This window comes from Burkholderia latens (genome assembly GCF_001718795.1).
GTDB lineage: Bacteria > Pseudomonadota > Gammaproteobacteria > Burkholderiales > Burkholderiaceae > Burkholderia > Burkholderia latens_A.
Map to the genome: position 1 here is coordinate 190,160 of NZ_CP013437.1, position 26,373 is coordinate 216,532.

24 protein-coding genes are annotated in these 26,373 nt (G+C 69.7%); 7 read left to right on the top strand and 17 right to left on the bottom strand.

What is annotated here, in order from left to right:
- Window positions 1–2: 2 nt before the first annotated feature.
- From treZ to treY, 3 genes are read left to right on the top strand one after another with little or no spacing between them, the layout of a single operon-like run.
- Window positions 3–1,886: a malto-oligosyltrehalose trehalohydrolase gene (treZ, locus tag WK25_RS16465; RefSeq protein WP_059545890.1), complete on the top strand. Its 1,884-nt coding sequence runs from the start codon at window positions 3–5 to the stop codon at window positions 1,884–1,886.
- Window positions 1,883–4,246, top strand: coding sequence for a 4-alpha-glucanotransferase (gene malQ / locus WK25_RS16470; RefSeq protein ID WP_069242127.1), 2,364 nt, complete (start codon window positions 1,883–1,885; stop codon window positions 4,244–4,246). Before treZ ends, malQ begins: the two co-directional genes overlap by 4 nt.
- Window positions 4,243–7,011 carry a malto-oligosyltrehalose synthase gene (gene treY, locus WK25_RS16475; RefSeq protein ID WP_069242128.1) on the top strand — a complete coding sequence of 923 codons (2,769 nt, stop codon included), beginning with the start codon at window positions 4,243–4,245 and terminating at the stop codon, window positions 7,009–7,011. The genes malQ and treY overlap by 4 nt, the downstream gene beginning before the upstream one ends.
- Before the next feature lie 169 nt (window positions 7,012–7,180).
- Here treY and arsH read toward each other — a convergent pair whose 3' ends face one another.
- From arsH to WK25_RS16495, 4 genes are all read right to left on the bottom strand, one after another.
- On the bottom strand, window positions 7,181–7,903 hold the full coding sequence (gene arsH / locus WK25_RS16480) for an arsenical resistance protein ArsH (protein ID WP_069242129.1): 723 nt from the start codon (window positions 7,901–7,903) through the stop codon (window positions 7,181–7,183).
- A 20-nt stretch (window positions 7,904–7,923) separates the two neighbouring features.
- Window positions 7,924–8,994, bottom strand: coding sequence for an ACR3 family arsenite efflux transporter (arsB, locus tag WK25_RS16485; protein ID WP_038570384.1), 1,071 nt, complete (start codon window positions 8,992–8,994; stop codon window positions 7,924–7,926).
- 67 nt (window positions 8,995–9,061) lie between these two features.
- Complete coding sequence (locus WK25_RS16490) at window positions 9,062–9,556, bottom strand: arsenate reductase ArsC (protein WP_069242130.1); 495 nt, start codon at window positions 9,554–9,556, stop codon at window positions 9,062–9,064.
- Between the two features lie 23 nt (window positions 9,557–9,579).
- Window positions 9,580–9,915, bottom strand: a complete 336-nt coding sequence (locus WK25_RS16495; RefSeq protein ID WP_069242131.1) for an ArsR/SmtB family transcription factor — start codon at window positions 9,913–9,915, stop codon at window positions 9,580–9,582.
- Window positions 9,916–10,113: 198 nt separating this feature from the next.
- Between WK25_RS16495 and WK25_RS16500 the strand changes: the two genes are divergently transcribed.
- A complete protein-coding gene (locus WK25_RS16500; RefSeq protein ID WP_069242439.1) occupies window positions 10,114–11,235 on the top strand; it encodes a sensor histidine kinase in 1,122 nt (373 codons plus the stop codon).
- 138 nt (window positions 11,236–11,373) lie between these two features.
- On the opposite strand, the gene WK25_RS16505 is transcribed toward WK25_RS16500, so the two are convergent.
- Window positions 11,374–11,625 carry a hypothetical protein gene (locus WK25_RS16505; protein ID WP_038570395.1) on the bottom strand — a complete coding sequence of 84 codons (252 nt, stop codon included), beginning with the start codon at window positions 11,623–11,625 and terminating at the stop codon, window positions 11,374–11,376.
- 123 nt (window positions 11,626–11,748) lie between these two features.
- Here WK25_RS16505 and WK25_RS16510 point away from each other — a divergent pair, with 123 nt between their 5' ends.
- A complete protein-coding gene (locus tag WK25_RS16510; protein WP_069242132.1) occupies window positions 11,749–12,996 on the top strand; it encodes a phosphatidylserine decarboxylase family protein in 1,248 nt (415 codons plus the stop codon).
- Between the two features lie 15 nt (window positions 12,997–13,011).
- Here WK25_RS16510 and WK25_RS16515 read toward each other — a convergent pair whose 3' ends face one another.
- From WK25_RS16515 to WK25_RS16535, 5 genes are all read right to left on the bottom strand, one after another.
- Complete coding sequence (locus WK25_RS16515; RefSeq protein ID WP_413464096.1) at window positions 13,012–13,248, bottom strand: hypothetical protein; 237 nt, start codon at window positions 13,246–13,248, stop codon at window positions 13,012–13,014.
- 244 nt (window positions 13,249–13,492) lie between these two features.
- Complete coding sequence (locus WK25_RS16520) at window positions 13,493–13,834, bottom strand: DUF1488 domain-containing protein (RefSeq protein ID WP_038570404.1); 342 nt, start codon at window positions 13,832–13,834, stop codon at window positions 13,493–13,495.
- A gap of 3 nt (window positions 13,835–13,837) precedes the next feature.
- Window positions 13,838–14,386 carry a type 1 glutamine amidotransferase domain-containing protein gene (locus tag WK25_RS16525; RefSeq protein WP_038570406.1) on the bottom strand — a complete coding sequence of 183 codons (549 nt, stop codon included), beginning with the start codon at window positions 14,384–14,386 and terminating at the stop codon, window positions 13,838–13,840.
- Window positions 14,387–14,650: 264 nt separating this feature from the next.
- Window positions 14,651–15,016 (bottom strand): DUF3022 domain-containing protein, encoded by a 366-nt coding sequence (locus WK25_RS16530; RefSeq protein WP_038572116.1) that lies wholly within the window; start codon window positions 15,014–15,016, stop codon window positions 14,651–14,653.
- Between the two features lie 89 nt (window positions 15,017–15,105).
- Window positions 15,106–15,681: a hypothetical protein gene (locus tag WK25_RS16535; RefSeq protein WP_069242134.1), complete on the bottom strand. Its 576-nt coding sequence runs from the start codon at window positions 15,679–15,681 to the stop codon at window positions 15,106–15,108.
- 141 nt (window positions 15,682–15,822) lie between these two features.
- On the opposite strand from WK25_RS16535, the gene WK25_RS16540 reads away from it, so the two are divergent.
- Both WK25_RS16540 and WK25_RS16545 read left to right on the top strand, forming a co-directional pair.
- A complete protein-coding gene (locus tag WK25_RS16540) occupies window positions 15,823–16,179 on the top strand; it encodes a DUF3175 domain-containing protein (protein WP_038572118.1) in 357 nt (118 codons plus the stop codon).
- A 114-nt stretch (window positions 16,180–16,293) separates the two neighbouring features.
- Window positions 16,294–17,616, top strand: coding sequence for a cation:proton antiporter (locus WK25_RS16545; protein WP_038570410.1), 1,323 nt, complete (start codon window positions 16,294–16,296; stop codon window positions 17,614–17,616).
- A gap of 5 nt (window positions 17,617–17,621) precedes the next feature.
- Here the strand turns inward: WK25_RS16545 and ligD are convergent, their stop codons facing one another.
- The 7 genes from ligD to WK25_RS16580 all read right to left on the bottom strand — a co-directional run bounded on the left by ligD (window position 17,622) and on the right by WK25_RS16580 (window position 26,177).
- Complete coding sequence (gene ligD / locus WK25_RS16550) at window positions 17,622–20,495, bottom strand: DNA ligase D (RefSeq protein WP_069242135.1); 2,874 nt, start codon at window positions 20,493–20,495, stop codon at window positions 17,622–17,624.
- Between the two features lie 34 nt (window positions 20,496–20,529).
- On the bottom strand, window positions 20,530–21,582 hold the full coding sequence (locus WK25_RS16555; protein ID WP_069242136.1) for a Ku protein: 1,053 nt from the start codon (window positions 21,580–21,582) through the stop codon (window positions 20,530–20,532).
- A gap of 52 nt (window positions 21,583–21,634) precedes the next feature.
- Window positions 21,635–23,737, bottom strand: coding sequence for a catalase HPII (gene katE / locus WK25_RS16560; RefSeq protein ID WP_069242440.1), 2,103 nt, complete (start codon window positions 23,735–23,737; stop codon window positions 21,635–21,637).
- 153 nt (window positions 23,738–23,890) lie between these two features.
- The gene (locus WK25_RS16565) at window positions 23,891–24,277 is read right to left on the bottom strand and encodes a DUF3022 domain-containing protein (RefSeq protein WP_038570420.1); all 387 of its coding nucleotides are present in this window, start codon (window positions 24,275–24,277) and stop codon (window positions 23,891–23,893) included.
- Window positions 24,274–24,435 (bottom strand): DUF1328 domain-containing protein, encoded by a 162-nt coding sequence (locus WK25_RS16570; protein WP_006398937.1) that lies wholly within the window; start codon window positions 24,433–24,435, stop codon window positions 24,274–24,276. The genes WK25_RS16565 and WK25_RS16570 overlap by 4 nt, the downstream gene beginning before the upstream one ends.
- 46 nt (window positions 24,436–24,481) lie before the next feature.
- The gene (locus WK25_RS16575) at window positions 24,482–24,670 is read right to left on the bottom strand and encodes a DUF3008 family protein (protein WP_038572123.1); all 189 of its coding nucleotides are present in this window, start codon (window positions 24,668–24,670) and stop codon (window positions 24,482–24,484) included.
- 70 nt (window positions 24,671–24,740) lie between these two features.
- Entirely contained in the window at window positions 24,741–26,177 is a 1,437-nt protein-coding gene (locus tag WK25_RS16580) for an RNA polymerase factor sigma-54 (RefSeq protein WP_038570428.1), read from the bottom strand.
- Between the last annotated feature and the right edge of the window lie 196 nt (window positions 26,178–26,373).

The window sequence follows — 26,373 nt, forward strand, 5'->3', positions numbered from 1 at the left end:
CCATGACGTCACGTTCCGCCCTTTCGTCCGGCACGCATGCGTTCGCTTCGTCGTTCGGCGCGACCTGCGTCGATGCCGCGCACACGCGCTTCCGGCTTTGGGCGCCCGCGAGCCGCACAGCAACGGTCGTGCTGAACGACGAACAGCGCGTCGCCATGCAGGCCGCCGGCGAAGGCTGGTTCGAAGCGATCGCGCCGTGCGGGCCGGGCACGCTCTATCGCTACCTGCTCGACGACGACCTGACGGCGCCCGATCCGGCGTCGCGCTTTCAGCCGTATGACGTGCACGGGCCGAGCGAGGTCGTCGATCCGGCCGCGTACCGCTGGCGCAACGACGCGTGGGCCGGCCGGCCGTGGCACGAGACGGTGCTGTACGAGTTGCACGTCGGTGCGTGCGGCGGCTATGCGAACGTCGAGCGCTGGCTGCCGGCAATCGCAGCGCTCGGTGTGACCGCGATCGAGCTGATGCCCGTCAACACGTTCCCGGGCACGCGCAACTGGGGCTACGACGGCGTGCTGCCGTTCGCGCCCCACGCATCGTACGGGCGTCCCGAGGAACTGAAGTCGCTGATCGACACCGCGCACGGCCTCCGGCTGCAGGTGTTTCTCGACGTCGTGTACAACCACTTCGGCCCCGACGGCAACCTGTTGCCGCGCTATGCGCCGCAGTTCTTCCGCGCGGACCGGCACACCGCGTGGGGACCGGCGATCGACTTCTCGCGCCCGCAGACGAGCACGTTCTTCATCGACAACGCGCTGTACTGGCTCGACGAATTCCGCTTCGACGGCCTGCGCATCGACGCCGCGCATGCGATCGACGACGATGCATGGCTGCGCGAGCTCGCCCGGCGCGTGCGCGCGTATGCGGGCAACGCGCGGCACGTGCACCTGGTGCTCGAAAACGAACGCAATGCGGCGAGCCTGCTCGGGCCCGGCAGCTTCGACGCGCAGTGGAACGACGATTTCCACAACAGCGCACACGTGCTGCTGACCGGCGAGCGCGAAGGCTACTATCGCGCGTACGCCGACGCGCCGCTGCGCCATCTCGCGCGCACGCTCGGCGAAGGGTTCGCCTATCAGGGCGAGCCGTCGCCGCTGCATGACGGCGCGCCACGCGGCGAACCGAGCACGCATCTGCCGCCGACCGCATTCGTCACGTTCCTGCAGAACCACGACCAGATCGGCAACCGCGCGTTCGGCGAGCGGCTGCGTGCGCTCGCCAACGACGACGCGGTGCGTGCGGCCACTGCGCTGTTGCTGCTCGCGCCGCAGATTCCGCTGCTGTTCATGGGCGAGGAAGACGGCAGCACGCAGCCGTTTCAATTCTTCACAGACTATCGCGACGAGCTTGCGGACGCCGTGCGCGAAGGCCGCCGCCGCGAGTTCGCGGCATTTTCCGCGTTCGCCGATCCCGCGCATCGCGACGCGATTCCCGATCCGAACGACATCGGCACGTTCGTGCGCTCGTCGCCCGGTCACGCGGACGTCGACGCGTGGCCCGACGGCGACGCATGGCGCGGCTTCTACCGCAGCGCCTTGACCGTGCGCGCGGCGCTCGTGACGCCGCACCTGCCCGGCGCGCACGCGCTCGGCGTCGAGCTGCTGGCCGCCGACGGCGACCGCGACGGCGACCGCGACGCGGTGGCGCTCGTCGCGCGCTGGCGGCTCGGCGATGGCAGCACGCTGACGATCGCCTTCAATCCCGCGTCGCAAGACGCCGTGCTGACCGCGCTGCCGGTCGGCAAGGTCATATTCGAGACGCCGCCGCGCGCGCGCGACCGGCTGCCCGACCGGCGGCTGCCGGCGCGCGCCTGCATCGCGTGGCGCGACGGCGCGGTCAACTACGATGCGCTCACTCACCGCGCGAACGGACACACACGCCCATGACGACCGACGTACCGATCGACGAACTCGCGCGCGCAGCCGGCCTGGAGCCCGACTGGATCGACGCCGCCGGCGTAGCGCGGCGCGTGGACGACGACGCGCTCATCGCGCTCGTCGACGCGCTCGGCTGGCCGTGCGGCACGCCGATCGAGCGGGTCGACAGCGCGGCCGCGCTCGTCGATGCGCACGACGCACCACCGCGGCTCGTCACCGGCGACGCCGGTGTGCCGCTGCGCCTGCCGCGCACCGTCGCACCGCCCGGCGCGCGCTTCCGGATCGCGCTCGACTCCGGCGACTACGTCGACGGGCGCGTGGGCGGCGCCGGCGAGCACGGCACGCTGCCGGCGCTCACGCTGCCCGGCTATCACGCGCTCGACATCGGCGAGCAGCGGATCGCGCTGGCGATCGCGCCGCCGCACGCACGGCCGTTCGACGGGCAGTTCGATGCGGACCGCGCGCGCAACGCCGAGCCGCATGCGCGGCGCCGCTGGGGCATCGCGGCGCAGCTCTACAGCCTGCGCCGCACGAACGACGACGGCGCGGGCGACTACACGGCGCTCGCCGGTCTCGCATCGCAGGCTGCGCAGCACGGTGCGCACGCGATCGCGATCAGCCCGACGCACGCCGGCTATCCGGCGCTGCCCGAACATGACAGCCCGTATTCGCCGTCGTCGCGGCGCTGGCACAACGTCGCGTATCTCGACAGCGACGCGGTGCCCGGCGCCGATATCGTGCGGCGGATGTACGGCGACGCCCAACGCGCCGCGCCAGCGGCCGACACGCCGCTGATCGACTGGCCGCACGTGCTGCCGCACAAGCTGCGCCGGCTGCGCGCGTGCTTCGACGCATGGCGCGCGAACGGCGAACCGTCGCGCGACGCGTTCGAACGGTTCCGCGCGGCGGGCGGCGCAGCGCTCGACGCGCACGCACGCTTCGATGCGCTGCAGGCGTTCTGCATCGAACACGGAATCGGCGCGGACTGGCGGCAATGGCCGGCGCAATGGCGGATGCCCGCATCGCCCGAAGTCGACGCGTTCGCGCACGCGCATGCCGACACGGTCGCGTTTCACACGTTCCTGCAATGGTGTGCGTCCGACGCGCTCGGCCACGCGCAGCATGCGGCGCGCGATGCGGGAATGGCGATCGGGCTGATCGCCGATCTCGCGGTCGGCTCCGATCGCGCGGGCAGCGATGCGTGGGCGCACGGCACGACGCTGCTGCGCGGCGTGTCGGTCGGCGCGCCGCCCGACCTGTTCAATGCAGAAGGCCAGGCGTGGGGCGTGACGACGTGGACGCCCGCGGCGCTGCGCGAGCACGCATTCGCGCCGTTCGTCGAGCTGTTGCGCGCGGCGTTCGCGCATGCGGGCGGCATCCGCATCGATCACGTGCTCGGGTTCGCGCGGATGTGGGTCGTGCCGGACGGTGCGTCGCCGCGCGACGGCGCATATCTGCGTTACCCGCTCGACGATCTCGTTCGGCTCGTCGCGCTGGAGGCGTCACGGCATCGCGCGGTCGCCATCGGCGAGGATCTCGGCACCGTACCGGCGGGTTTCCGCGAGCGGCTGGGCGCACAGGGCATCGCCGGGATGCGCGTGCTGTGGTTCGAGCGTGAAGCGGACGGCGCGTTTCGGCGGCCGAGCGCATGGGATCGCGATGCGATCGCGATGACGTCGACGCACGATCTGCCGACCGTATCCGGCTGGTGGCGCGGAGTCGATCTCGAGTGGCGCCGGCGTGTGGACGCGAACGACGACCACGCGCGCAATGCCTGCGGCGACGTCGGGCTTGCTGCCGCCGCACACGGCTCCGCGTGCGACGAACGGACCCGGCCGTGCCTGCGCGGCGATAACGACGATGACGGCAATCGCGGCGACACAGGCGCCAGCGGAGCCGGCGCCGGCACGCAAGCGCCGCACGACACGTCGCCGCCCGACCCGGACCTCGCGGCATTGGCCGAATCCGGCGCGTCTGTCGGCTCCGGCTCCGGCTCCGGCTCCGTCGACCCCGACACCGGCGCTGAAGCCAAAGCCGACGCCGAACGCGGGGCCGATCGCGCCGCGCTGTGGCGCGCGTTGCAACAGGCCGGATGCGCGGAGTCCAACGACACGATGCCGGCAGCCGATGCGCCGCCGGTCGACGCCGTACTTGCGTACGTCGCACGCAGTCCGGCGCCGCTCGCGATCGTGCCGCTCGAGGACTTGCTCGCGCTCGACGCGCAGCCGAACCTCCCCGGCCCGCCGTGCGGCCATCCGAACTGGCTGCGCCGACTGCCGCGCGCGGTCGACGCGCTGTTCGACGCCGGCGTGCGCAAGCGTATCGACGCGATCGAGCACGCGCGCCGCGTGCCGGAGGAGGACGCATGACGCCGCGCGCGACCTTGCGGTTGCAATTGCATGCGGGCTTCACGTTCGACGACGCGGCCGCGCACGCAGACTACTTCGCGCGGCTCGGCGTGAGCCACCTGTACCTGTCGCCGATCACGACGGCCGAACCCGGATCGCTGCACGGCTACGACACCGTCGACCATCGCGCGATCAGCGCGGAGCTCGGCGGCGAGGCCGGCTTCCGGCGACTCGTCGATACGCTGCGTGCGCGCGGCCTCGGCGTGATCGTCGACATCGTGCCGAACCACATGGGGGTCGGCGGCACATCGAACGGCTGGTGGAACGACGTGCTCGAATGGGGGCCGGCGAGCCCGTACGCGCACTACTTCGACATCGACTGGCATCCGCCCGATGCCGCGCTCGACGGCAAGGTGCTGCTGCCGTGCCTGGGTGCGCCGTACGGCGACGCGCTCGCCGCCGGCGACATCTCGCTCGGCGCCGATGCGTCGGCCGGCCGGTTCTTCATTGCGTGCCCGGGCCGGACGCTGCCGGTGGCCGCATCGACGTATGCGGAAATCCTGCGCATCGCGAACCGCGCAGACCTGAACGCGCTGGCCGAACGCTTCGCCGCCGCACCGGTGCGCGGCAGCGCGCGCCTTGCGGCCGCGCACGCGGCGCTGCGCGACTACGCCGCCGCGCAGGGCCCGCATGCGTTCGACGCGATATTGCGCGGCGCCGATCCGCGCCGCGCGCGCTCGCGCGCGTGCCTGCACCACCTGCTCGAACGCCAGCATTACCGGCTCGCATGGTGGCGCACCGCCGCCGACGAGTTGAACTGGCGGCGCTTCTTCGACATCGCGACGCTCGCAGCGGTGCGCGTCGACGACGATGCGGTGTTCGACGCGGTGCACGCGCTGCCGCTCGCATTGCATGCGGCCGGCGACGTCGACGGCCTGCGCGTCGATCACGTGGACGGCCTCGCCGATCCGCGCGCGTATTGCCGCCGCCTGCATGCACGGCTCGCCGCGCAGCGCGACGCCAGGCCGTACATCGTCGTCGAGAAAATTCTCGCGCCGGACGAGGTGCTGCGCGACGACTGGCACGTCGACGGCACGACCGGCTACGACTTCATGAACGACGTTGCCGCGCTGCTGCACGATCCGGCCGGCGCGGAGCCGCTTGCCGCGCACTGGGCGGCCGTGTCCGGCTCCGCGCGCCCGTTCGCCGACGAAGCGGTCGCCGGCAAGCGGCGCGTGCTGAAGCGACAGCTCGCCGGCGAGCACGAGCGTGTAGCGCGCGCATTGCACCGGATCGCGCGCGCGACGCCGGCGACGCGCGACGTGAGCCGTATTGCGATTCATCGCGTGCTCGGCGAGCTCGCCGTGCATCTGCCCGTCTACCGGATGTATCCGGTGCACGGCGACGAGCCGGGCGGCGCCGATCGTCGCGTGCTCGAACGCGCGTACGACGCCGCATGCGCGGCGATCGACCCGTCGGACCGCCAAGCGCTCGACCGCGTCGCCGGATGGCTCGGGCTGCCCGGCGCACGCGTGCCGCGCGCCGATGCCGCCGCGCTCGTCGCCGCCCGCGTCGCGTTCGCGCAGCTGACTGCGCCGCTTGCGGCGAAGGGCGTCGAGGACACGGCCAACTACCGGTATGGCCGCCTGCTGTCGCGCAACGAAGTCGGCGCGGACGCAGGCGAGTTCAGTCTGTCGCGCGGCGCGTTCCATGCGCGCAACCGGCGGCGCGCGCGCACGGTGCCGCACACGCTCGTCGCGACGGCGACTCACGACCACAAGCGCGGCGAGGATGCGCGCGCACGGCTCGCGGTGCTGAGCGAAGTGCCGGATCTGTGGCGCACGGTGTCGCTCGACTGGTCCGCGTTGAACCAGCGGCAACGCGGCGGCGCGCATCGCGATCTCGCGTGGACGCCGGGGCCGGCCGCCGAAGCGATGCTGTACCAGACAATCGTCGGCTGCTGGCCGCCGGCGCTCATGCCCGACGATGCGGCCGGCCTCGCAGCGCTCGCCGAACGCGTGGTGCGCTGGCAGACGAAGGCGTTGCGCGAAGCGAAACGGCATACGGACTGGCTCGCGCCCGACGCGAACTATGAACGCGCGTGCGAGCAGTTTGTCCGCGCGATCCTGACGCCGCACGGCGCCGGGGATTTCGTGCACCGGCTCCATGCGTTCGTCGCGCGGATCGCGCCGGCCGGCGTCGTCAACAGTCTCGCGCAGGCGGCGCTGCGAATGGCGTCGCCGGGCGTGCCCGATCTGTACCAGGGTACCGAGTTATGGGATCACTCGCTCGTCGATCCCGACAACCGGCGCGACGTGCCGTTCGCGACGCTCGCGGCCGAGCGGGTCGACGAACCGGTCGCCGCGTATCTGCGGACGTGGCCCGATGCGCGCGTCAAGCGGGCGCTGGTCGAACGGATGCTCGCGCTGCGCGCACGCTGGCCGCGCGCGTTCGCGGACGGGGCATATGTGCCGCTGCGCGTGCGCGGCGGGCTCGGGCGGCATGCGGTGGCGTTCGCGCGATGCGGCGAAGGAGTGACGATCGTCGTGGTCGTGACGCGGCTCGCGTGCCGGTTGCTCGGCGAAATGCCGGAATTGCCGCGCGTCGAACCGACGGCATGGCGCGAGACGGCGGTCGTGCTACCGCGCGGTGCGCCGACGCGCTGGCGCGACTGGCTGAGCGACGGCGACGAAGTCGATGCATCGGACGACGGCGCACTGCCGCTCGATCGGTGCCTCGCGGCGCTGCCGGTCGCGGTGCTGGTGGCGGCACGCGGCCGCGATTGATGCGCGCCCGGATACGCGATGAACCCGCAGTTCCGCGCTGGCGCGCGACGATTCCGGCTCGCGCGCCGCTGCGCACGTTGCGTTGCTGCGGCGACGGCGCGGCCGGTGCAAGCGGCCGGCTCCCCATGCGGTCGATATCGCGATGGCCGCGCCGGCCATCCACCGCGCATCAGATGCTTCGCTGATTCACCCGCGCCGACAGCGCGTCCGCACTCTCCTTGCGTTCGCTGTACCGGTCGACCAGATACGGGCCGATGTCGCGCGTCAGCAGCGTGAATTTCACCAGTTCCTCCATCACGTCGACTACGCGGTCGTAATACGCGGACGGCTTCATCCGCCCCGCCTCATCGAATTCCATGAACGCCTTCGCCACCGACGACTGGTTCGGAATGGTCAGCATGCGCATCCAGCGCCCGAGCACGCGCATCTGGTTGACCGCGTTGAACGACTGCGAACCGCCGCTCACCTGCATCACCGCGAGCGTCTTGCCCTGCGTCGGCCGTACGGCGCCAACCGATAGCGGAATCCAGTCGATCTGCGACTTCATGATGCCGGTCATCGCGCCATGCCGTTCCGGCGAACACCAGACCATCCCTTCAGACCACTGCACGAGTTCGCGCAACTCGACTACCTTCGGGTGGCTCTCCGGCGCATCGTCCGGCAGCGGCAAGCCGCTCGGATTGAACATGCGCACCTGCGCGCCCATCGCCGTCAGCAGTCGCCCGGCCTCCTCGACCAGCAGGCGGCTGAACGAACGCTCGCGCAGCGATCCGTACAGCAGCAGCAGGCGCGGCGGATGAGTCGACGGCGATGCCGGCCGCAGCTGGGCCGGATCCGGCACACGAAAGCGTTCGGGATCGAGTTGAGGCAGGTCGGTCAGTCGCTCGGTCATGAAAAGTTTCCCCGCTTGATTCACGCGCACTCGTACCAGCCCTTCGACCGGTTCACGACACGCACCACGAGCAGCATCGCCGGCACCTCGATCAACACGCCGACGACGGTGGCAAGCGCCGCGCCGGAATGAAAACCGAACAGGCTGATCGCGGCCGCGACGGCGAGTTCGAAAAAGTTGGATGCGCCGATCAGCGCGGACGGACATGCGACGGCGTGCTGTTCGCCGACCGCGCGATTGAGCCAGTACGCGAGCGCCGCGTTGAAGAACACCTGGATCAGGATCGGCACCGCGAGCAGTGCAATGACGACCGGCTGCGCGATGATGGCTTCACCCTGGAACGCGAACAGCAGCACGAGCGTCGCGAGCAGCGCGGCGATCGACCACGGGCCGATCCTTGCCATCGCCGCATCGAACGCCGTCTGCCCTTGCGCGAGCAGCCGCCTGCGCCACAGCTGCGCGACGATCACCGGAATCACGATGTAGAGCGCCACCGACGTGAGCAGCGTCGGCCACGGCACCGTGATCGCCGACATCCCGAGCAGCAGCCCGACGAGCGGTGCGAACGCGATCACCATGATGCTGTCGTTCAGCGCGACCTGCGACAGCGTGAACAGCGGGTCGCCGCCCGTCAGCCGGCTCCATACGAACACCATCGCGGTGCACGGCGCGGCCGCGAGCAGGATCAGGCCGGCAACGTAGCTGTCGAGCTGCCCGGCGGGCAGCATCGGCGCGAACAGGTGCCGCACGAACAGCCAGCCGAGGAACGCCATCGAGAACGGCTTGACGAGCCAGTTCACGACCAGCGTGACGCCGATGCCCTTCACGTGGCGGCGCACTTCATGCAGCGCGCCGAAGTCGACCTTCACGAGCATCGGGATGATCATCACCCAGATCAGCAGCCCGACCGGCAGGTTGACCTGCGCGTATTCGATGCGGCCGATCCGCTGGAAGACGCCGGGCAGCATCTGGCCCAGCGCGATGCCGGCGACGATGCACAGTGCAACCCACACCGTCAGGTAGCGTTCGAAGAAATTGATCGCCGGCTTCTCGGCGGCGTGACGATGCGGATTGACGTTGGACGTGTTCATCGGGCAGGACTCGATACGGGAAAAACGCACGCGCGCGGCCAGCTCGGACAGACCGCGAGACGCGCGCTCAGTTGCGCGAGATGTCGTTCAGCGCGGCCGCGAGTTCGGCGTCGCTCATGCGCTCGAGCGGCAGCGCCAGCAGTTGCAGCATCCGGTAGCCGAGCGCCTCGCGCGTCAGTTCGAACGCGAGCCGCTTGCCCGCATCGCCGCCCGGCGCGTTCGACGGATCGGCGTAACCCCAATGCGCCTTCACCGGGCTCCCGGGCCAGTATGGGCACGTCTCCGCGGCCGCGCTGTCGCACACCGTGATCACGATGCGCATTGGCGGCGCGCCGTCGCCGACGAATTCGTCCCAGCTTTTGCTGCGATAACCGGCGACATCGACACCGGCGCCGGTCAGCGCGTCCAGCGCAAACGGATTCAGCCGGCCGTTCGGCGCGCTGCCCGCGCTGAACGCGCGCACGTCGCGGCCGAGCTTTTCGGCCCAGTGGTTCAGCATTCCCTCGGCGAGCACGCTGCGCGCGGAATTGTGAGTGCAGAGGATCAGGACGTTGGTGGTCATCTTTGGCAGCGAATGTGTGGCGGTTACGCCGTGCCCGGGCAGTCGGCCGAACACGCGGACACCGGCGCGCACGGATTGCCGCCGCAGCAGTTCTCCGTGAGGTAGCCGAGGAGCGCGTTCATCGTCGTGAAGTTTGCGCAATAGATCACGTACCGGCCTTCCTGCCGGCTCGTGACGAGCTGCGCATGCGCGAGTTCCTTGAGGTGAAACGACAGCGACGAAGGCGGCACGTCGAGCAGTGTCGCGATCCGGCCGGCCGGCAGGCCGCCCGGGCCGGCCTGCACGAGCGCCCGGAACACCGCGAGGCGCGACTCGTGCGCGAGCGCCGCAAGCGCGGCAACGGTCTGGTTCGTTTGCATTTTTCGATAATACTCGAAATATCGAATGGATGCAGCGACGAACCGGTGATCGTCTTGCCGGTGTAACCGCCCCGGGACGCGCGAGGGCGTCGCGCCGGCCGCGCCGGCGACGCGGAATCCCGCCGGGCGAACGGTATTGACGTAATATCGTGCGGATTCGTAGAAGCATCCACCGTTCATACCGTCATGAGGGGCGACATGCGTCTAGCCGATTTCATTCTCCGGAACATGGAACCGATCCTCGCGCAGTGGGAAGCGTTTGCCGCGACGCTGCAGCCCGCCGCGCGCAGCATGGATGCGCTCGCACTGCGCGACCACGCACGGCAGATCCTGGAAGCGGCCGCGCAGGACATCACGACCCCGCAAACCCGCGAAGAGCAACACGAAAAATCCGTTGGACGCGCACCCGAATCATTAAATGCACCGGAAACGGCCGCGCAGACGCACGCGGTGCTGCGCGCCCGCCGCGGCTTCAACATCAATCAGCTCGCGGCCGAGTATCGCGCGCTGCGGGCGAGCGTGCTGCGGCTGTGGATGGACGCGTGCCGGCCGAATGCGCCGCATCTCGACGACATGATTCGTTTCAACGAGGCGATCGACCAGGCGCTCGCGGAGTCCATTTCGTTCTTCACCGAACAGGTCGAACAGGCCCGGAACCTGTTGCTGGGCATGCTCGGCCACGACATGCGCACGCCGCTGCAGACGATTCAGCTGACCGCAACCTATCTTGCGGCGCTCAATGCGGGCGACGACATATCGGAGGCCGCCGGCCGACTGATCAGAAGCGGCGGCCGCATGCAGGCGCTCCTCGACGATCTCTGCGACTTCAACCGGACCCAGCTCGGGCTCGGCATTCACGTCGATCCTCGCGACGCCGACCTCGCGGACATCGTCGACAATGTGGTCGACGAACTACGGGGAGCCCATCCCGATCGCGAAATCGACGTCGATCTCGGCGGCGATCTGCGCGGCCACTGGGATGATCGGCGCATGCAGCAAATGCTCAGCAACCTCGTGAGCAACGCGCTCAAGTACGGAACGCCGAATACGCCGGTACGCGTGAGCGCGGCGTCGGCCGGCGCCGACGTGCTCATCGAGGTCGGCAACAAGGGGCCGGCGCTCGACCGGCTCATGCTCGAGCGCATCTTCGATCCGCTTCAGCGCGGCGCCGACCAGCGGCAAAGAACCGCGGCCGATGCGGGATTGGGGCTCGGCCTGTATATCGCCAGCGAGATCGCAAGGGCCCACCGAGGGCGAATCGACGCGCGGTCGGATCACGCGGAAACGGTATTCGCGGTGCGGCTGCCGAAAACCGGCTGACGCAGCCGGCGCGATCGCAGCGTCGTGCGGATCCGGCCGACAGGTGAGCTGCGAACGCCCATATCGGCCCCAGTGACTCTCGCCGGCACGCCGCGTCCAAACGCGTCGACCCGCTGCGCCGCTGCCGTCGTCACCCGATCACGCCCCCTCCTCCGGCGGCAGCGCACCGCTGTCGTCCTCCCACAGCGACTCACCGCTCTTGTGCCCGCCGCTCGTCGTGATCGGCCCTTGAGCGCCGCCGCGCTTCGCCCGTCGTGCGCCGTCCGCTGACGTAGCCGCCCGCACGCGCGGGCGCGCGCGGGTCGGCGCGACGGTTCGCTGTCCGTCACCGCGGCGCTCGTCGGTGGCCGCCGGATCGTGCGTCTGTCTCGCATTCGTCGCTGCGTTCATGTGTGCTCTCCCGAATCGTTCATTGAAGGAATCCGCTCGCCACAGCGCAGCAATTTGGGTGCCGGACAGCGGGCAAGCGTCTTGCTGGATGCGTCCGTATCGCAATGCTCCCCGGAGGTGACCATGCCGACAAACAGCACGCCGCCCGACACGCGCCATCGCATCGGCGAATGGATGACGGGCAACGAAGCGCACATGGCCGCATATCGCGAAAAAATTGCGAAGGAAGCGCACGCGCAGGCCGGCGAACGGCTGCGCACGCCGGCCGTGCAGGAACTCGCGCGGCTGTTCGACGACAACGCGGTGCTGCGCATGAGCCTCACCCGCGCCATCGACGAGGCGCGCGAGTCGGGCCGGCGGCTCGGCTACGCGTCGATCGGCGAGCTGATGACGGTGATCGACCATCTGATGACCTACACGCCGCCATTCAGCGAAACGAGCATGATCGTGTGTCCGCTGAACGCGTTCCTCGACTGGCCGATGTGCATGCCGTCGGGGCACGCGGTGTTCCGCGACGCGACGGTCAACGCGCATCTGAAGCAGGTGCTGAACGTGTGGTGCGACTTCCTCGGCGGCCCGCATTCGCGCACGCACCTCGACACGGCGCCGCCCGACGGCTGGTTCTGCGATGAGGCGCGCAAGCGGCTCGGCCTGTCGCAGTTCCAGTATCGGGAAGACCAGCCGCACTGGGGCTTCGATTCGTGGAACGATTTCTTTACGCGGCGCTTTCGCGCAGGCGCGCGGCCCGTCGCTGCGCCGAACGACCCGCACGTGATCGTCAGCGCGTGCGAGGCCGCGCCGTATCACACCGAATCGAACCTGAAGATTCGTGACACGTTCTGGATCAAGGGCCAGCCGTATTCGCTGCGCGACATCTTCACGCCCGCGCGGCTGCCGCTCGCCGAGCGCTTCGTCGGCGGCGATCTCTATCAGGCGTATCTCAGCGCGTACAACTATCATCGCTGGCACGCGCCCGTGCGTGGCACCGTCACGCATGCGTACCGGGTGGACGGCGCCTACTACTCGGTCGTCGAGGCCGAAGGACCGGACCCGGCCGGACTCAACGACTCGCAAGGCTACATGACCGCCGTGGCCGCGCGTGCGGTGATCGCCATCGACAGCGACGATCCGGGAATCGGCACGGTGGCAGCCGTGTTCGTCGGGATGGGCGACGTGTCGTCGTGCGTGGTCGAGGTCGTGCCCGGGCAACGCGTCGGCAAGGGCGACGAGATCGGTTACTTCCAGTACGGCGGTTCCACCTGCTGCCTGCTGTTCGAGCCGGGCGTGATCGACCGCTTCCTGCACGAACCGCCGTCCGGCGGCGACGCACCGGTCGTGCAAGTGAACGCGTCAGTCGCCATCGCGCGTTGACGCGGCGCCGGCGCGTCACGCGTCGGCGCCGCCGAACGCACGTCCGGCATGCCGCTGCATGCACTGGACGATCGACAAGCCGTTCGGCGTCAGCGCGAGCCGGCGCGCGCCCGATTCGTCTGCACGAATTTCGATCAGGTGTCGTTCCATCAACGACGCGATATCTTCGCGATCGGGATGGATCTCGTCCGGCGCGCGATGCGCCAGGAACAGCGTGGCAAATTCATGCGCGGTCAGCATGTGTCTCCCCATTCGACGTCTCGACGCGATGCCGTCGCGGCATCGCGGGCGCAAATCTGCGCCTCGATTGCGGAGAGACAAGCAGCGAGCGTGCCAGTATGTGGGCGCTGGCCGCGCCGCATGCGGCCGGCGCGCGGCGCGATCTGACGCTTTGCACGTCGCCCGCGCCGCTGCAAAGTTTTCAACGGCGTGTAACCGCGCCGCGCGGAAGCACGACGGTGCGGGAAGCGCGGTCGCACACGCCGCGCCGCCGCGCTCACGACTTCCGCGAACGGAACAACCCGGCGCGCGCGACGTCGCCGGCCGCCGTGTCACGTACGCGGAAATACCCGCTGTGCAGTTCGATACCGCCCTCGCCGTCCGTGAGGACTTCGGCACACGCGGCCTCGATGCGGTCGCGCCCGCGCTCGAACGCGTCGCGCAAGTCGGCTTCGAGTGCGGAGCGCGCGCCGAAATGGTCCTCGAGCGCTTCGACGGTAATCGCACACGTGAGCGGCTTCCCGTCGACGTCGACGACGAAGCGCATCTGCAGTGCTGCGCCGTCGAATTCGGGCGGGGCGTCGGTCAGCGTCACATGGCGGACGGGATCGGCGGGCATCGCTCAGGCCCCCCGCGAGGCCAGCGACTGCACGATCGCGCCGTTGAACGCCGGCAGGTCGTCGGGCTTGCGGCTCGTGATCAGATTGCCGTCACGCACGACTTCCTGGTCGACCCACTTGCCGCCGGCGTTGCGGATGTCGTCCTGCAGGCTCGGCCAACTCGTCATCGTCCGACCTTCGACGAGTCCTGACGACACGAGCAGCCAGCCGCCGTGACAGATCGCCGCGACAGGCTTGCCCGCACCGACGGCCGCGGTCACGAATTCGCGCGCGGCGGGCACCATCCGGATCGCGTCGCCGTTGACGACGCCGCCCGGCAGCACGACCGCGTCGTAATCGCCTTCGCGCGCGTCGTCGAACGTGCGGTCGACCTTCACGCGCTCGCCCTTGTCGACGTGACGCAAGCCCTGGATCTCGCCCGCTTTCTGCGAGATTACGTCCACCTGGGCGCCCTCGGCCTTCAGCGCCCGCTGCGGTTCGACGAGTTCGGCTTCCTCGAAGCCGTCCACCGCGAGTATCGCTACCTTGCAATGCTCCAGCTTGCCGGTCATGAAACGCTCCCTGGTTCGTTGCGACACCGGTCGTGCCGTGCCCGTCGCGCCGCAATCCTCGTGCCGCGCCCGCCGATGCCCCCGGCGCGGGGTGCACCCGTTACCCGAACGCGACCCGCCGATCGCCGCGCACGGCCTGCCCCCGACATCGGCGCGCGGACCGCCGCTGCAAAGATTTCAACCGGGTATGTAATGCGACCGTGGCGGCGGCGCGCCCGCGACTCCGGCCGAAGGGGTCGGGACACGACGACACGCGCGGCACGGTCACTGCAAATGGCGTGCGACGTCGAGCATCGCGTCGGTCAGCTCGACCGTCAGCGTGAGGTCTTCGGTAATGTCGGGCAACGTCTCGAGCATCGCCTGCACGTTTTCGTGCAGCATCGCGTGCACGCGCAGCCGCGCGGCGTCGTCGAGCGCCGCGTAGCGCTCCATCGTGTCGCAGTCGAGCGCGAGCACGACCGAATGGCGCGGCGCGCCCGGCGGCGCATCTTGCGCGACCGCCCACGCCGCATGAAACGTGATCCGGCCGGTCTCGATGTCGAGATGGACGGTCGTGTCGAGATCGTCCGCATCGAGCGGATCGGTGTCGATATCGCTGGCGTCGAGCAACGTGCGGTAATTCGATTGCATGATGTTCTCCTGCGTGGTGACGGATGCCGGCCTGGCGCCGGCGTCCGCCATCGCGCCGCGCCGGGCGTGCCGGCGCGACACCGTGGTCGTCAGTACCCGCTGGAACCCGCGCTGCCCGTGCCGCCGGCACCGCCCCCGCCGGAGCCCGTCGCGCCGGACGAGCGACCGTTCCCGGCGCCCGCGCCGGTGCCGCCCTGGCCCGCGCCGACTCCGCCCATCCCGGCACTGCCGCCGCCGGTCGGGCTGCCGGAGCCGGTGCCGGTCGCGCCCGTGCCGCCGGAGCCCGCGCTGCCGCTGCCGCCTGCGCCGCCGGCTCCCGCGCCGTTAGCGCCGCCGTTACCGCCGCCGGTGCTGCCGCTGCCGCCGGTGCCCGCACCGTTCGGGCCGCCCGGCTTGGTCTTGACGTGCGGGTGCCGGTGCGAGCGGGTGCTTCGCGGCTCTTGCATGCGTGTCGCCGGCGGCGGCGCAGCCGTATTGCCGTTCGTCATGTCGCCGCCCGTGCCTTGCGCGGACGTGTCAGGCGGCGACAGGATCGGCGCGCCGGTGCCTTCGCCCGGGCGCTGCGAGTTCTGCGCCCACGCGGCCGGGGCGGTTGCGATGAGCGCGACGGTCGCGCACGCGAGAATCCGGTGCGCGGTGAATTTCGATTCGAATGCTGGCTTCATGAAGCGTTCTCCGTCAATAGACCTGCTGTCGTGAAATTTCCTGCGCTTTCGATTCAGCAAGGCGCGTGCCGACAGTGGCTCGCGGCACGCGCCTTGCGGCCCTGGAGCAATTCACGCCGACCACGTATGGAGCCGCCGCCCATGCCTTCAGCCACCGCCTCCCATCCGCGCGGCAAACGCGCGACGCGCCGCCCGGGCCGCGCACGCAGCAACGATCCGCATCACCGCCGGCGCTGGTCTGCCGACGTGATGCAAAAAAGCGATGCGCTCGATCTCGAGCCGCACATCTTCAAGTCCGACGATCCGAGCGAGATCGCCGCGTCGTTGAAGCGTTCGGCAGAACACAGCCGCCGCCGAAAGGCGACGCCGTTTCAGTCCGCGATGTCGATGCTGAACTTCTACGTGAACCGCGCAGGCCGCCACCTGCCGAAGTCACGCCGCGCGACGCTCGAACGCGCGAAACGCAAGCTGCGCGAAGCGTTCGGCCGCAAGCCGTGACGGCTGGCCGCGCGCGCGTCGGCCGCCATGCGCGGTCTGGCGAACGCCGCGCGAGCGCGCAGCGCACGCATCGCGTTCGCGTATCTCCGTCATCCACCTGGTCCACCGTCAGGCATGCATGAAACCCTGTGGTATCTCATCATCGGCGTCGTGCTGTTGAGCATGGCCGTCGCGACGTCGGCGCTGCGGCATCTGCCGTGCAGCAGCGCGATGATCTATCTCGCGCTCGGCATCGCGCTCGGCCCGTCGGGCGCGGGCTTGCTCCATCTCGACATCGAGCGCGACGCGGTGCTGCTGCGCGAAATCGTCGAGGTCGCGCTGCTGGTGTCGCTGTTCGCAATCGGGCTGCGGCTGCGCGTGCCGTTCTCGGACAAACTGTGGCTCGTGCCGTGCCGGCTCGGCCTGCTCGCGATGATCGTCACCGTGCCGCTGCTCGCCGGCTGCGCGGTGCTGACGCTCGGGCTTGGCTGGGGTCCGGCGCTGCTCATCGCGGCGATTCTCGCGCCGACCGATCCGGTGCTCGCGCACGACGTGCAGGTGCACGACCCCGGCGACCGCGACCTGGTGCGCTTCGCGCTGTCCGGCGAAGGCGGATTGAACGACGGGATCGCGCTGCCGTTCGCGCTTGCCGCACTTGCGTTGTGCGGCGCGCGCGACACGCCGCACGGGCCGCCCGCGTTGTCGGGCACGTTCGCGCTGTTCGCGCTGTGGGGCATCGTCGGCGCGGCCGCGATCGGCGGCGCGCTCGGCGCGGCGACCACCAAGGCGATCGGCTGGCTGCGCATCCGCTATGCGCAGGCGCTCGGCTTCGAAGGCTTCTTCGCGCTCGCGCTGATCGCGCTGTCGTACGGCGCCGCGCAGCTCGCGCACACGTTCGGCTTCATCGCGACGTTCGCGGCGGGCGTCGCGATGCGACGCGTCGAGCACCGCGCGAGCGGCGACCGCCGGCCGCGCGAGGTCATCGGCCGCATCGATTCGGAAGACGTGGTCGCGACCGAAAAGCATCCGGAGAAGGTGCACGCGTTCATGGCCGAGTCGGTGCTCGATTTCACGATCGAGCTCGAACGGATCGCGGAAGCGCTCGTGATGACGATGATCGGCAGCGTGCTCGCGACGTTGTCGGCGCCGCTCGTGACATGGAGCGCGGCCGCGCTGGCCTTGCTGTTGTTCGCCGCCGTGCGGCCGGTCGCGGTGCTGCTGACGCTCACCGGCTCACGCGCGACACACGCACAGCGGCGGCTGATGGGATGGTTCGGGATCCGCGGAATCGGCTCGTTCTACTACCTGCTGTTCGCGCTCGAACACGCGCCGTCGAGCGCGGTGCGCCCGCTTGCGGCGCCGGTGCTGGCCGTCGTCTGCGCGTCGGTGATCGTGCATGGCGTGTCCGCGACACCGCTGATGGAGTGGTACTACCGCCTCCAGCATCGCCGCCGCTGAGCGCGTCACGAGCGGCCCAGCCGCGCGCGCATTTGCGCGGTGATCCGCTGGCGCGTGTCGTCGTAGCCTTCCCACGGGTCGCGCTTCAACCGGTCGACGCGTTCGTGCAGCGTGTCGATCGTCCATTGGTCGCCGCCGGTCGTGTCGGACACCTCGTCCCAGCGCAGCGGCACGGACACGCCCATTCCGGGCCGCGCGCGCACCGAGTACGCGGCGATCGTGCTCGCGCCGCGGCCGTTGCGCAGGTAGTCGATGAAGATCTTGCCGCGCCGGTGACGCGGCCCCATCGTCGCAGTGAAACGGTCGGGCAGTGCACCGGCCACGTGCTGCGCGACCGCGCGCGAGAAGTCCTTCACGTCGTCCCACCCCATGTGCCGCGTGATCGGCACGACGACGTGCAGCCCCTTGCCGCCGCTCGTCTTGCAGAACGATACGAGCCCCAGCTCGTCGAGCAACCCGCGCACGAGCTGCGCGGCCTCGATCATCGTGCTCCACGGCAGCGCCGGATCCGGATCGAGATCGAACACGATCCGGTCCGGCCGCTCGATGTTCGACGCATGCGCGTTCCACGTGTGCAGTTCGATCGTGCCCATCTGCGCGGCGCCGAGCAGCGCGTCGACACTGTCGAGCGACAGCAGCGGACCATGCCCGGGGTCGAGCCCTTCGTGTTGCGTGACGAACGGAATCTCGCGGCGCTCCGCGTGCTTCTGGAAGAACAGTTCGCCGGTGATGTCGCCCGGCGCGCGCACCAGCGACACCGGGCGGCCCTTCAGATCGCGCAGCAGCCACGGCGCGACCCACTGCCAGTAACGCGCGAGATCGATCTTGCGCGTGCCGCTGTGCGGGTCGATCACACGATCGGGATGGGTGATGCGCACGCGGCCGAGCTGGGTGGGACCGCCGACCTCCTCCGCGCCGGTCGCGGCGCGCGAGGGCGTGCGCGTCCGTGCGTTGGGCTTGCTATCGTCCGCGTCGCGCGCCGCGCGCGATGCGGGCTTGCGCTTGCCGTCATCCGTGGTCTCACGCTGATCCATCGCTACCTCCTGTTCCGCGGTTTCCGTATGCCTCGGCACTTCGCGCACGATTTGCGACGCCGGCTTGTCTTCGCGCAGCGCGATGAACGCGGCCTGCCGCACGATGCCGTCACCGGTCCATTCGGCGAATTCGCATTCGGCGACGAGCGTCGGCTCGATCCAGTGCACCGGCGTGCGCGAGCGCTCGCGCGGCGGCGGATCGAACGGCGTCGTCGCGCGCTCGTGCTTGCGCAGGATCGCCGCGAGCTTGTCGAGCATCCGCGTATCGAAGCCCGTGCCGACCCGGCCGACGTAGCGCAGCGGCCCGGGCCCGCGCGAGCGCTTGCCGCTGCCCGACGGTTCGTGCACGCCGAGCAGCAACGCGCCGAAGCCGCTGCGGCTGCCCGACGGCTCGGTGTAGCCGCCGATCACGAACTCCTGCCTGCGCCGGCATTTGAGCTTGATCCATGCGGGCGAACGGCCGGCGCGATAGCGCGAGTCCGCGCGCTTGCCGATCAGGCCTTCGAGGCCCGTGTCGCACGCGCTCGCGATGAGTGACGCGACGTCTTCGCCGAGATCGGGCGAGAAACGCAGCCGCGCCGGGTCGCTGTCGGCGAGCAACGGTTCGAGCAATGCGCGGCGCGAGGTGAGCGGCGCGTCGCGCAAGTCGTAACCGTCGAGATAGGGCAGATCGAATACGAACAGCGTGATCTCGTCCGAGCGTCCTGCGCCGAGCGCATTCTGCAGCGCCTGGAAGCTGGGCAGGCCGTTCGGACCGAGCACGACAGCCTCGCCGTCGAGCCATGCTTCGTCGACGTCGAGCGCCGCGAGCGCGTCGCGCTGCGCGCCCAGCTTCGCGGTCCAGTCGCGGCCCTCGCGCGTCATCAGCGTCACGCGCCGCCGCGTGCCCTTCCCCGAAATGCGCGCCAGCATCCGGTAACCGTCGAACTTCAGTTCGTAGCACCAGCCGTCCTGCGTCGGCGGTGCATCGACCAGCGTCGCGAGTTGCGGCGCGACGCGCTCCGGCAGCGGCGCACGCACCGCGCCGTCGACCGCGGACGGCCCGGCGGGCCGTTTCCCGTCGGCGCCGGCGTCGCGATCGCGGCCCTCTTCGCGCCGACCGGCGCGCGTACCGCGCTTTCGCGCGGGGGCGGCGTCGGACTTGCCGTCCGTGCCGTCCGTGCCCGCCTTGCCGTTCCGGCCGCGCGGCGAGCCGCGCGTGCGCTTCTCGCTGCCATCGGCGCCTGCACTCGCCGCGGACACCCCACCGTCGTGCACGCTGCCTGGGCGCTCGCCGACAACGTCGAATTCGTCCGCGCTGCGCGCGTCGTCGTCGCGCTCCTTGATCAGCAGCCACTGCTCCTGCCGCCCTTCCTGCCGGCCGCTGCGCACGAGCGCCCAGCCGCCGTGCAGCTTGTGGCCGTCGAGCCGGAACGTAAGCTTGCCCGCGCGATACCCTTCGCGCGCATGCGCGAGGCCGCCGTCGGGCGTCCACGTGCCTTCGTCCCACACGACGACCGAGCCGGCGCCGTAATGTCCGGCGGGAATCTCGCCTTCGAACGATGCGTATTCGAGCGGATGGTCTTCGACGTGCACCGCCAGACGCTTCACGGCCGGATCGAAGCTCGGCCCTTTCGGCACGGCCCACGACTTCAGCGTGCCGTCGAGTTCGAGCCGGAAGTCATAATGCAGCCGCCGCGCGTGGTGTTCCTGGATCACGAAGCGCAGCGGGCGAGGCTTGCGCGCAGCGGCTCGCGCGTCTGGCTTCGCGGCCGCTTTCGTGCGGCGACGCCCGTGCGCGCCCTCGGGCTCCGGCGTCGCGTCGAAGTGGCGTTTGCGGCGATACGGATCGAGCTTGCCGGCCATCGTGTCACCTCGCGTTTCGCGGCGTCATCCGCGCTCAGGCCGCGTGCTTTCGGCGCGCGGCGGTCTTCTTCGCCGCATGCCCGCCGGCGCCCGCGCCCGTGCGTTTCGCGGCCGGCCGCTTCGCCGCGGATTTGGCGGCCGCCGTCTTCTTGGCCGATTTTGCCGCCGGTTTGCGGCGCGCGCCAGCGCGCGACGCAGAAGACGACGCGTCCGTGTCGTCGTCCTCGTCGTCCTCGGCCGGCGCGTTCCGCTCTTGGCGTTCATTGCGCAGATCCGCCGCGCGCGCGCCCGCCCCGCCCTTCAGGCTGCGCTTGAGCAACTCGGTCAGGTCGAGCACGTTGGTCGCCGCGGGCCCTGTCTGCGCGGGGCGTTCCTCGATTTCCTCGATCTTGCCCGCGCGCACCTTGCGCTCGACCAGCTCGAGGATGTCGTCGCGGAATGTGTCGTGATACTCGTCGGGCGTCCATTTGCCGGACATGTCGTCGATCAGCTTCTTCGCCATCCCGAGTTCGCGCGCGGTCACGCCCGCGCGCTTCGCGTCGTCGGCCGGCGCTTGCAGCTCGTCGAGCGGCCGCAGCTCCTCCTGCCAGCGCAACGTATCGAGCGCGAGTATCGGCCCGACCGGGATCAGCGCGCCGAGATGCTGGCGGTCGCGCATCACCACGAGCGCGATGCCGATCTTGCCGCTGTCCTTCAGCGCGTCGCGCAACAGCGCATAGACCTTCTCGCCCTTGCGGTCCGGCACGAGGTAGTACGGCGTGTCGAGATACAGGAACGACACCGCATCCTCGTCGACGAAGGTCAGGATGTCGACGGTCTGCGTCGACTCGGGATTCGCCGCGCGAATCTCGTCGTCGGTCAGCACCACGTAGCGTTCCTTCTCGTACTCGTAGCCGCGCACGATGTCCTCGCGCGTGACTTCCTTGCCGGTGCGCTTGTTGATCTGCCGGTAGCCGACCGGATCCATCGAGCGCTTGTCGAGCAGCCGGAACGACGGCTTCACCGTGCGCGTCGCCGGGAACAGCTGCACGGGCACGTGAACGAGCCCGAAGCTGATCGCGCCTTTCCATATCATCCGCGGTGGCATGCCTGTCCTCCTTTGCTGCGCACGCGCCCGCCGCGCGACGCGGCGGCCCGCGCTAAGCCGGCACCTCGGCTGCCTGCTGCTCGCGCGCCCACACGCGATGCCGGCCGATCTCGCCGCAAAACGCGCCGAGCACCGCGTCGAGATCGACGGCCTGCCCGACGCACACGCCGTCGGCCGGGTCCGGCAACTGCGCGGCGCTCAGCAGCTGACGCCCCGAGCCGACCGCCGCGATCGGCTTCAGGTGCTTGAACGCCTCGCGTACGAAGTGCCGCGCATCGGCGCTATGCGCGAGATCGCGCCCGTCGCCGCCGCACACGAACACCGCGTCGAACATCACCGACGGCATTCCCGCGAGCGTCGCCTGCGGCACGAGGCTGCCGATCGGCGCGAGCGTCGGCGCGACGATCGTCGGCACCGCGCCGGCGGCCGTCAGCGCGCCGCGCACCTGCTCGACCAGCGCCTGGTTGACGCCCGGCGTCGCGACGAGCGCGATCTTGCGCGAGCGGATGTCCGGCTTCGACCGGCCGATCAGGCTCAACGACGGCGCGCGCTGCCTGACGGCCGGCGTCGTGGCCGTTTGCGGGGCCGGCAGCCCCAACCGTTCGGCGACCTGCGCGGCCAGGCCCGCGTCGAAGCGCGCGAGGAACTCGTTGACCACGCGCTCGCGGATCTCCGGCTTCGTCACCTTGCCGAGCTCGAAACAGTACGCATCCCGGATGTGCCGCTGCTCGATTTCGGTCATGCTCTGGTAGAACAATGCCGCCTGCGAGAAATGGTCAGCGAACGATTCGCTGCGCACGCGCACCTTGTCGCCTTCGAGCGGTTCGTGCACCGTCTCGAAGCCGCCGCCGGCCGGCGCGGGCGGCGTCTCGCGCGGCCAGCCGCCGTTCAGGGAATTCGGTTCGTACGACGCCTGCCCGACCGCGATCGTCTGCCGGTGCATCGCGTCGCGCTGGTTGTTCGCGAACGGACACAGCGGCCGGTTGATCGGCAGCTCATGAAAGTTCGGGCCGCCGAGCCGGCTCAGCTGCGTGTCGGTGTACGAGAACAGGCGCCCCTGCAACAGCGGGTCGTTCGTGAAGTCGATGCCGGGCACCACGTGTCCCGGATGAAACGCGACTTGCTCGGTTTCGGCGAAGAAGTTGTCGGGATTGCGGTTCAGCGTCATGCGGCCGATCGGCTTCACCGGCACGAGCTCTTCCGGCACGAGCTTGGTCGGGTCGAGCAGGTCGAAGTCGAACTTGCGCGCGTCGGCCGGATCGATCAGCTGCACGCCGAGTTCGAACTCCGGATAGTCGCCGCGCTCGATCGCCGTCCACAGATCGCGCCGGTTGAAATCCGGGTCGTGACCGGCGATGCGCTGCGCTTCGTCCCACAGCAGCGAATACGCGCCGCTCACGGGCCGCCAGTGGAATTTCACGAAATGCTCGGCACCGGCCGCGTTGACGAAGCGGAACGTATGCACACCGAAGCCGTCCATCGCGCGATAGCTCGCGGGGAGCGCGCGATCGGACATCAGCCACAGCACCATGTGCGTCGTCTCGGGGACGAGCGACACGAAATCCCAGAACGTATCGTGCGCGGATGCGCCGGTCGGCATCTCGTTCGGCGCCTCCGGCTTCACCGCGTGCACGAAGTCGGGAAACTTGATCGCGTCCTGGATGAAGAACACCGGCATGTTGTTGCCGACGAGATCGTAGTTGCCTTCCTGGGTGTAAAACTTCACCGCGAAACCGCGGACGTCGCGCACCGTGTCGGCCGAGCCGCGCGGGCCCTGCACCGTCGAAAAGCGCACGTAGACCGGCGTCTCTGCGGCCGGATCTTGCAGAAACGCAGCCTTCGTATAGTCGGCCATCGACTCGTACACGCGAAACACGCCGTGCGCGGCCGAGCCGCGTGCATGCACGACCCGCTCGGGAATCCGTTCGTGATCGAAGTGCGTGATCTTCTCGCGCATGATGAAGTCTTCGAGCAACGACGGACCGCGCGCGCCCGCGCGCAGCGTGTTCTGATTGTCGGCGATGCGCACGCCCTGGTTGGTGCGCAGTGCGTGGCCGTCCGGCCGCAGCCGGTTCTCGTCCAGCTGGCGCGACTTCGCGCTATCGGGTTGCGGCGGGTTGGCCGGCGGCTGGCCGGATTGAGGGGGATTCGTCATCGGCGAGTCCTCGTTCGTTCTGGGTTCGGTGAAGCACGGCATCGTGCGCGGCCGCATCGCGAGGCGCACGCATGCCGGCGCGGAAAAACGGGCGAGGCGTGCCGCGTGCGCCGCAACGGCCTCGCAGTGTCGCGGCGGGCAGCCGCGCCCGCGTCAGGGTGCGCGCAACGCGCGTTCGAACTCCGCATGCGTCACGTCGAGCGCGACGCTGCATTCGATCGCGGCATCCTCGACGCGCGGCTTCTGCTCGTCCACCGCGCGCCGCGCGCGGTCGCACAGCTGGGTGCGCACGCGCAGCCGGTCGGCCGCATCGAGCGACCCATAGCGTTCGACTACGTCGGGGTCGAACCGCAGGTCGAGCGCACAGCGCCAAGCGCGCGCGCTGTCCTCCGCCGGCACGCGCACCCACGACACGTGGATCGTCAGCCGGCCCGACGCGTCGTCGGCATCGACGACGACGGTCGACTCCGACGGAAACCCGTTCGCGAGCGCACCTTCAAGCTCGGCGATGCGCTGCGAACGGTCGGGCAAGATCGTCATCGGCGCACGACGCCCAGCAGCAACGTGACCAGGAAGATCACGACGAAGATGTAGAACAGGATCTTCGCGATTTCGGCCGCACCGGCCGCAATGCCGCCGAAGCCGAACACGGCGGCGATGATCGCGATGACGAAGAAGATGAGAGCGTATCGAAGCATGAATTCCTCCTGGATAACGGTGACCGCCGGCGCCTGTCGCGGGCGATCAAGAATCGTGCTTGTGCCTGGGTTTGCCGTGGGTCGGCGTCGAAGCCATCTTTTCGAGCTCCTTCTCGCTCATCGATTTGGCCATCGACTTCGAAGGCGGCTTCAGGTCCTTCATTTTGGTGTCGCCGCGCTTGGCCGACAGGGCGGCCCCCGCGGCGCGCTGCTGTGCCTGGGACTTGGCTGGCATGGCATTCCTCCTCTCGGTGACGCACGCGGGCGCCGCCACTCGCGGGCCGCGCGCAGTTCGGACCGCATCGTCATGCGGCGTCGCGCCGGCGCAATTCGGCCGGCGGGATCTTCATTGCCTGGCGATACTTGGTGACCGTACGACGCGCAAGAAGGATGCCGCGACCGGCGAGGTTCTGCGCGAGCGCGACGTCGGACAGCGGATCGTTGTGGCGCTCGCTCGCGATCATGTCGCGAATCAGCACCTTCGCGGCGGACGCCGAGCACACGCCCTTGCCGGCCGCTTCCAGCTTGCGCGGGAAGAAATGCTTGAACTCGAACGTGCCGTGCGGCGTGGCCATGTACTTGTTGCCCGTCGCGCGCGATACCGTCGATTCGTGCAGGTCGAGTTCCTCGGCGATGTCGCGCAGCACCAGCGGCTTCATCGCGATCTCGCCGTAGCGGAAGAAATCGCGCTGCCGCGCGACGATGCATTCGCCCACGCGCTGGATCGTGTCGAAGCGCTTCTGCACGTTGCGGATCAGCCAGCGCGCTTCCTGCAACTGCTGGCCGAGCGGCGAATCGCGCTCGCCGCTCGATTGCGCGAACAGCGTCGCATAGCGCTCGTGCAGCCGCGCACGCGGCAGCACGGCCGGATTGATCGTGACGATCCATTCGTCGCGCACCTGCCGGACGATCACGTCAGGCACCACGTAATCGCCGCGCGTGCTGCCGTAATGGTTGCCCGGGCGCGGGTCGAGCCCGCGCACCAGCGCGCATGCGGCCTGCAGCGTCGCCTGGTTGCAGCCGACCCGACGCTGGATCTCCGCCGTCTCCCGACGCGCGAGGCGCTCCAGATGTTCGCGTGCGATCACCTTTGCTTCCGCGAGCGCGGGCGTGCCGGCCGGGATCGCGTCGAGCTGCAGCACCAGACACTCGGACAACGAGCGTGCTGCGATGCCTGGGCGGTCGAGCATCTGCACGAGCCGCAGCGCGACCGACAGATCCTGCTCGGTGAGCAGCAGCGCCGGGTCCGCGGCCACGAGCAACTCGGACAGCTCCTGCCGCAGATAGCCGTCGTCGTCGAGCGCGTCGATTACGAGACGCGCGGCCTCGCGGTCGCGCCGGTTCAGCGGGTATAGACGCAATGCGTCGTGCAGTTGCTGGTGCAGCGACGGTTCGGCGGCCATCCATTCGCCCGGCGACAGGTCGCCGCCGTCCTCGCCCTGGCGCCCGGCGCCGCGCGGCGCGGGTGCGGCCGTGTACGACAGGTCGCCGTCCGGCGGACGCACGTCGTCCGGCTCCGGCGTCGCTTCGGTGCTCGCGGCTTCGGCGGCGGGCGCGGGCGCACCGTCGGCGCTGACTTCGTCGTCGCCCTGGCCGTCTTCGAGAAATGGATTGGAGTCGAGCGCCTGCCGCAATTCCTGCTGGAATTCGAGCGAAGACAACTGCAGCAGGCGAAGCGACTGCTGAAGCCTCGGCGTGAGTGCCAGATGCTGTCGCATCTGGAGCGCAAGCGTGACTGACATCGATGTCCTCCTGACGGTGTGCGGAATACGTATGCAGGTATCGATGCAGCTTCCATGCCAAGGCCGGGAAGCCCCGTCCGGTGCGGCTCTGCGGGGTTCGATCCCCAAGAAACGACGCCGTTGAAGCCGCTTTTTTACAAGCGCCGGAAAGTTAGGGGGCACGGGATTCGCGGCGCAAGCCCGGTCGCGACGGCGC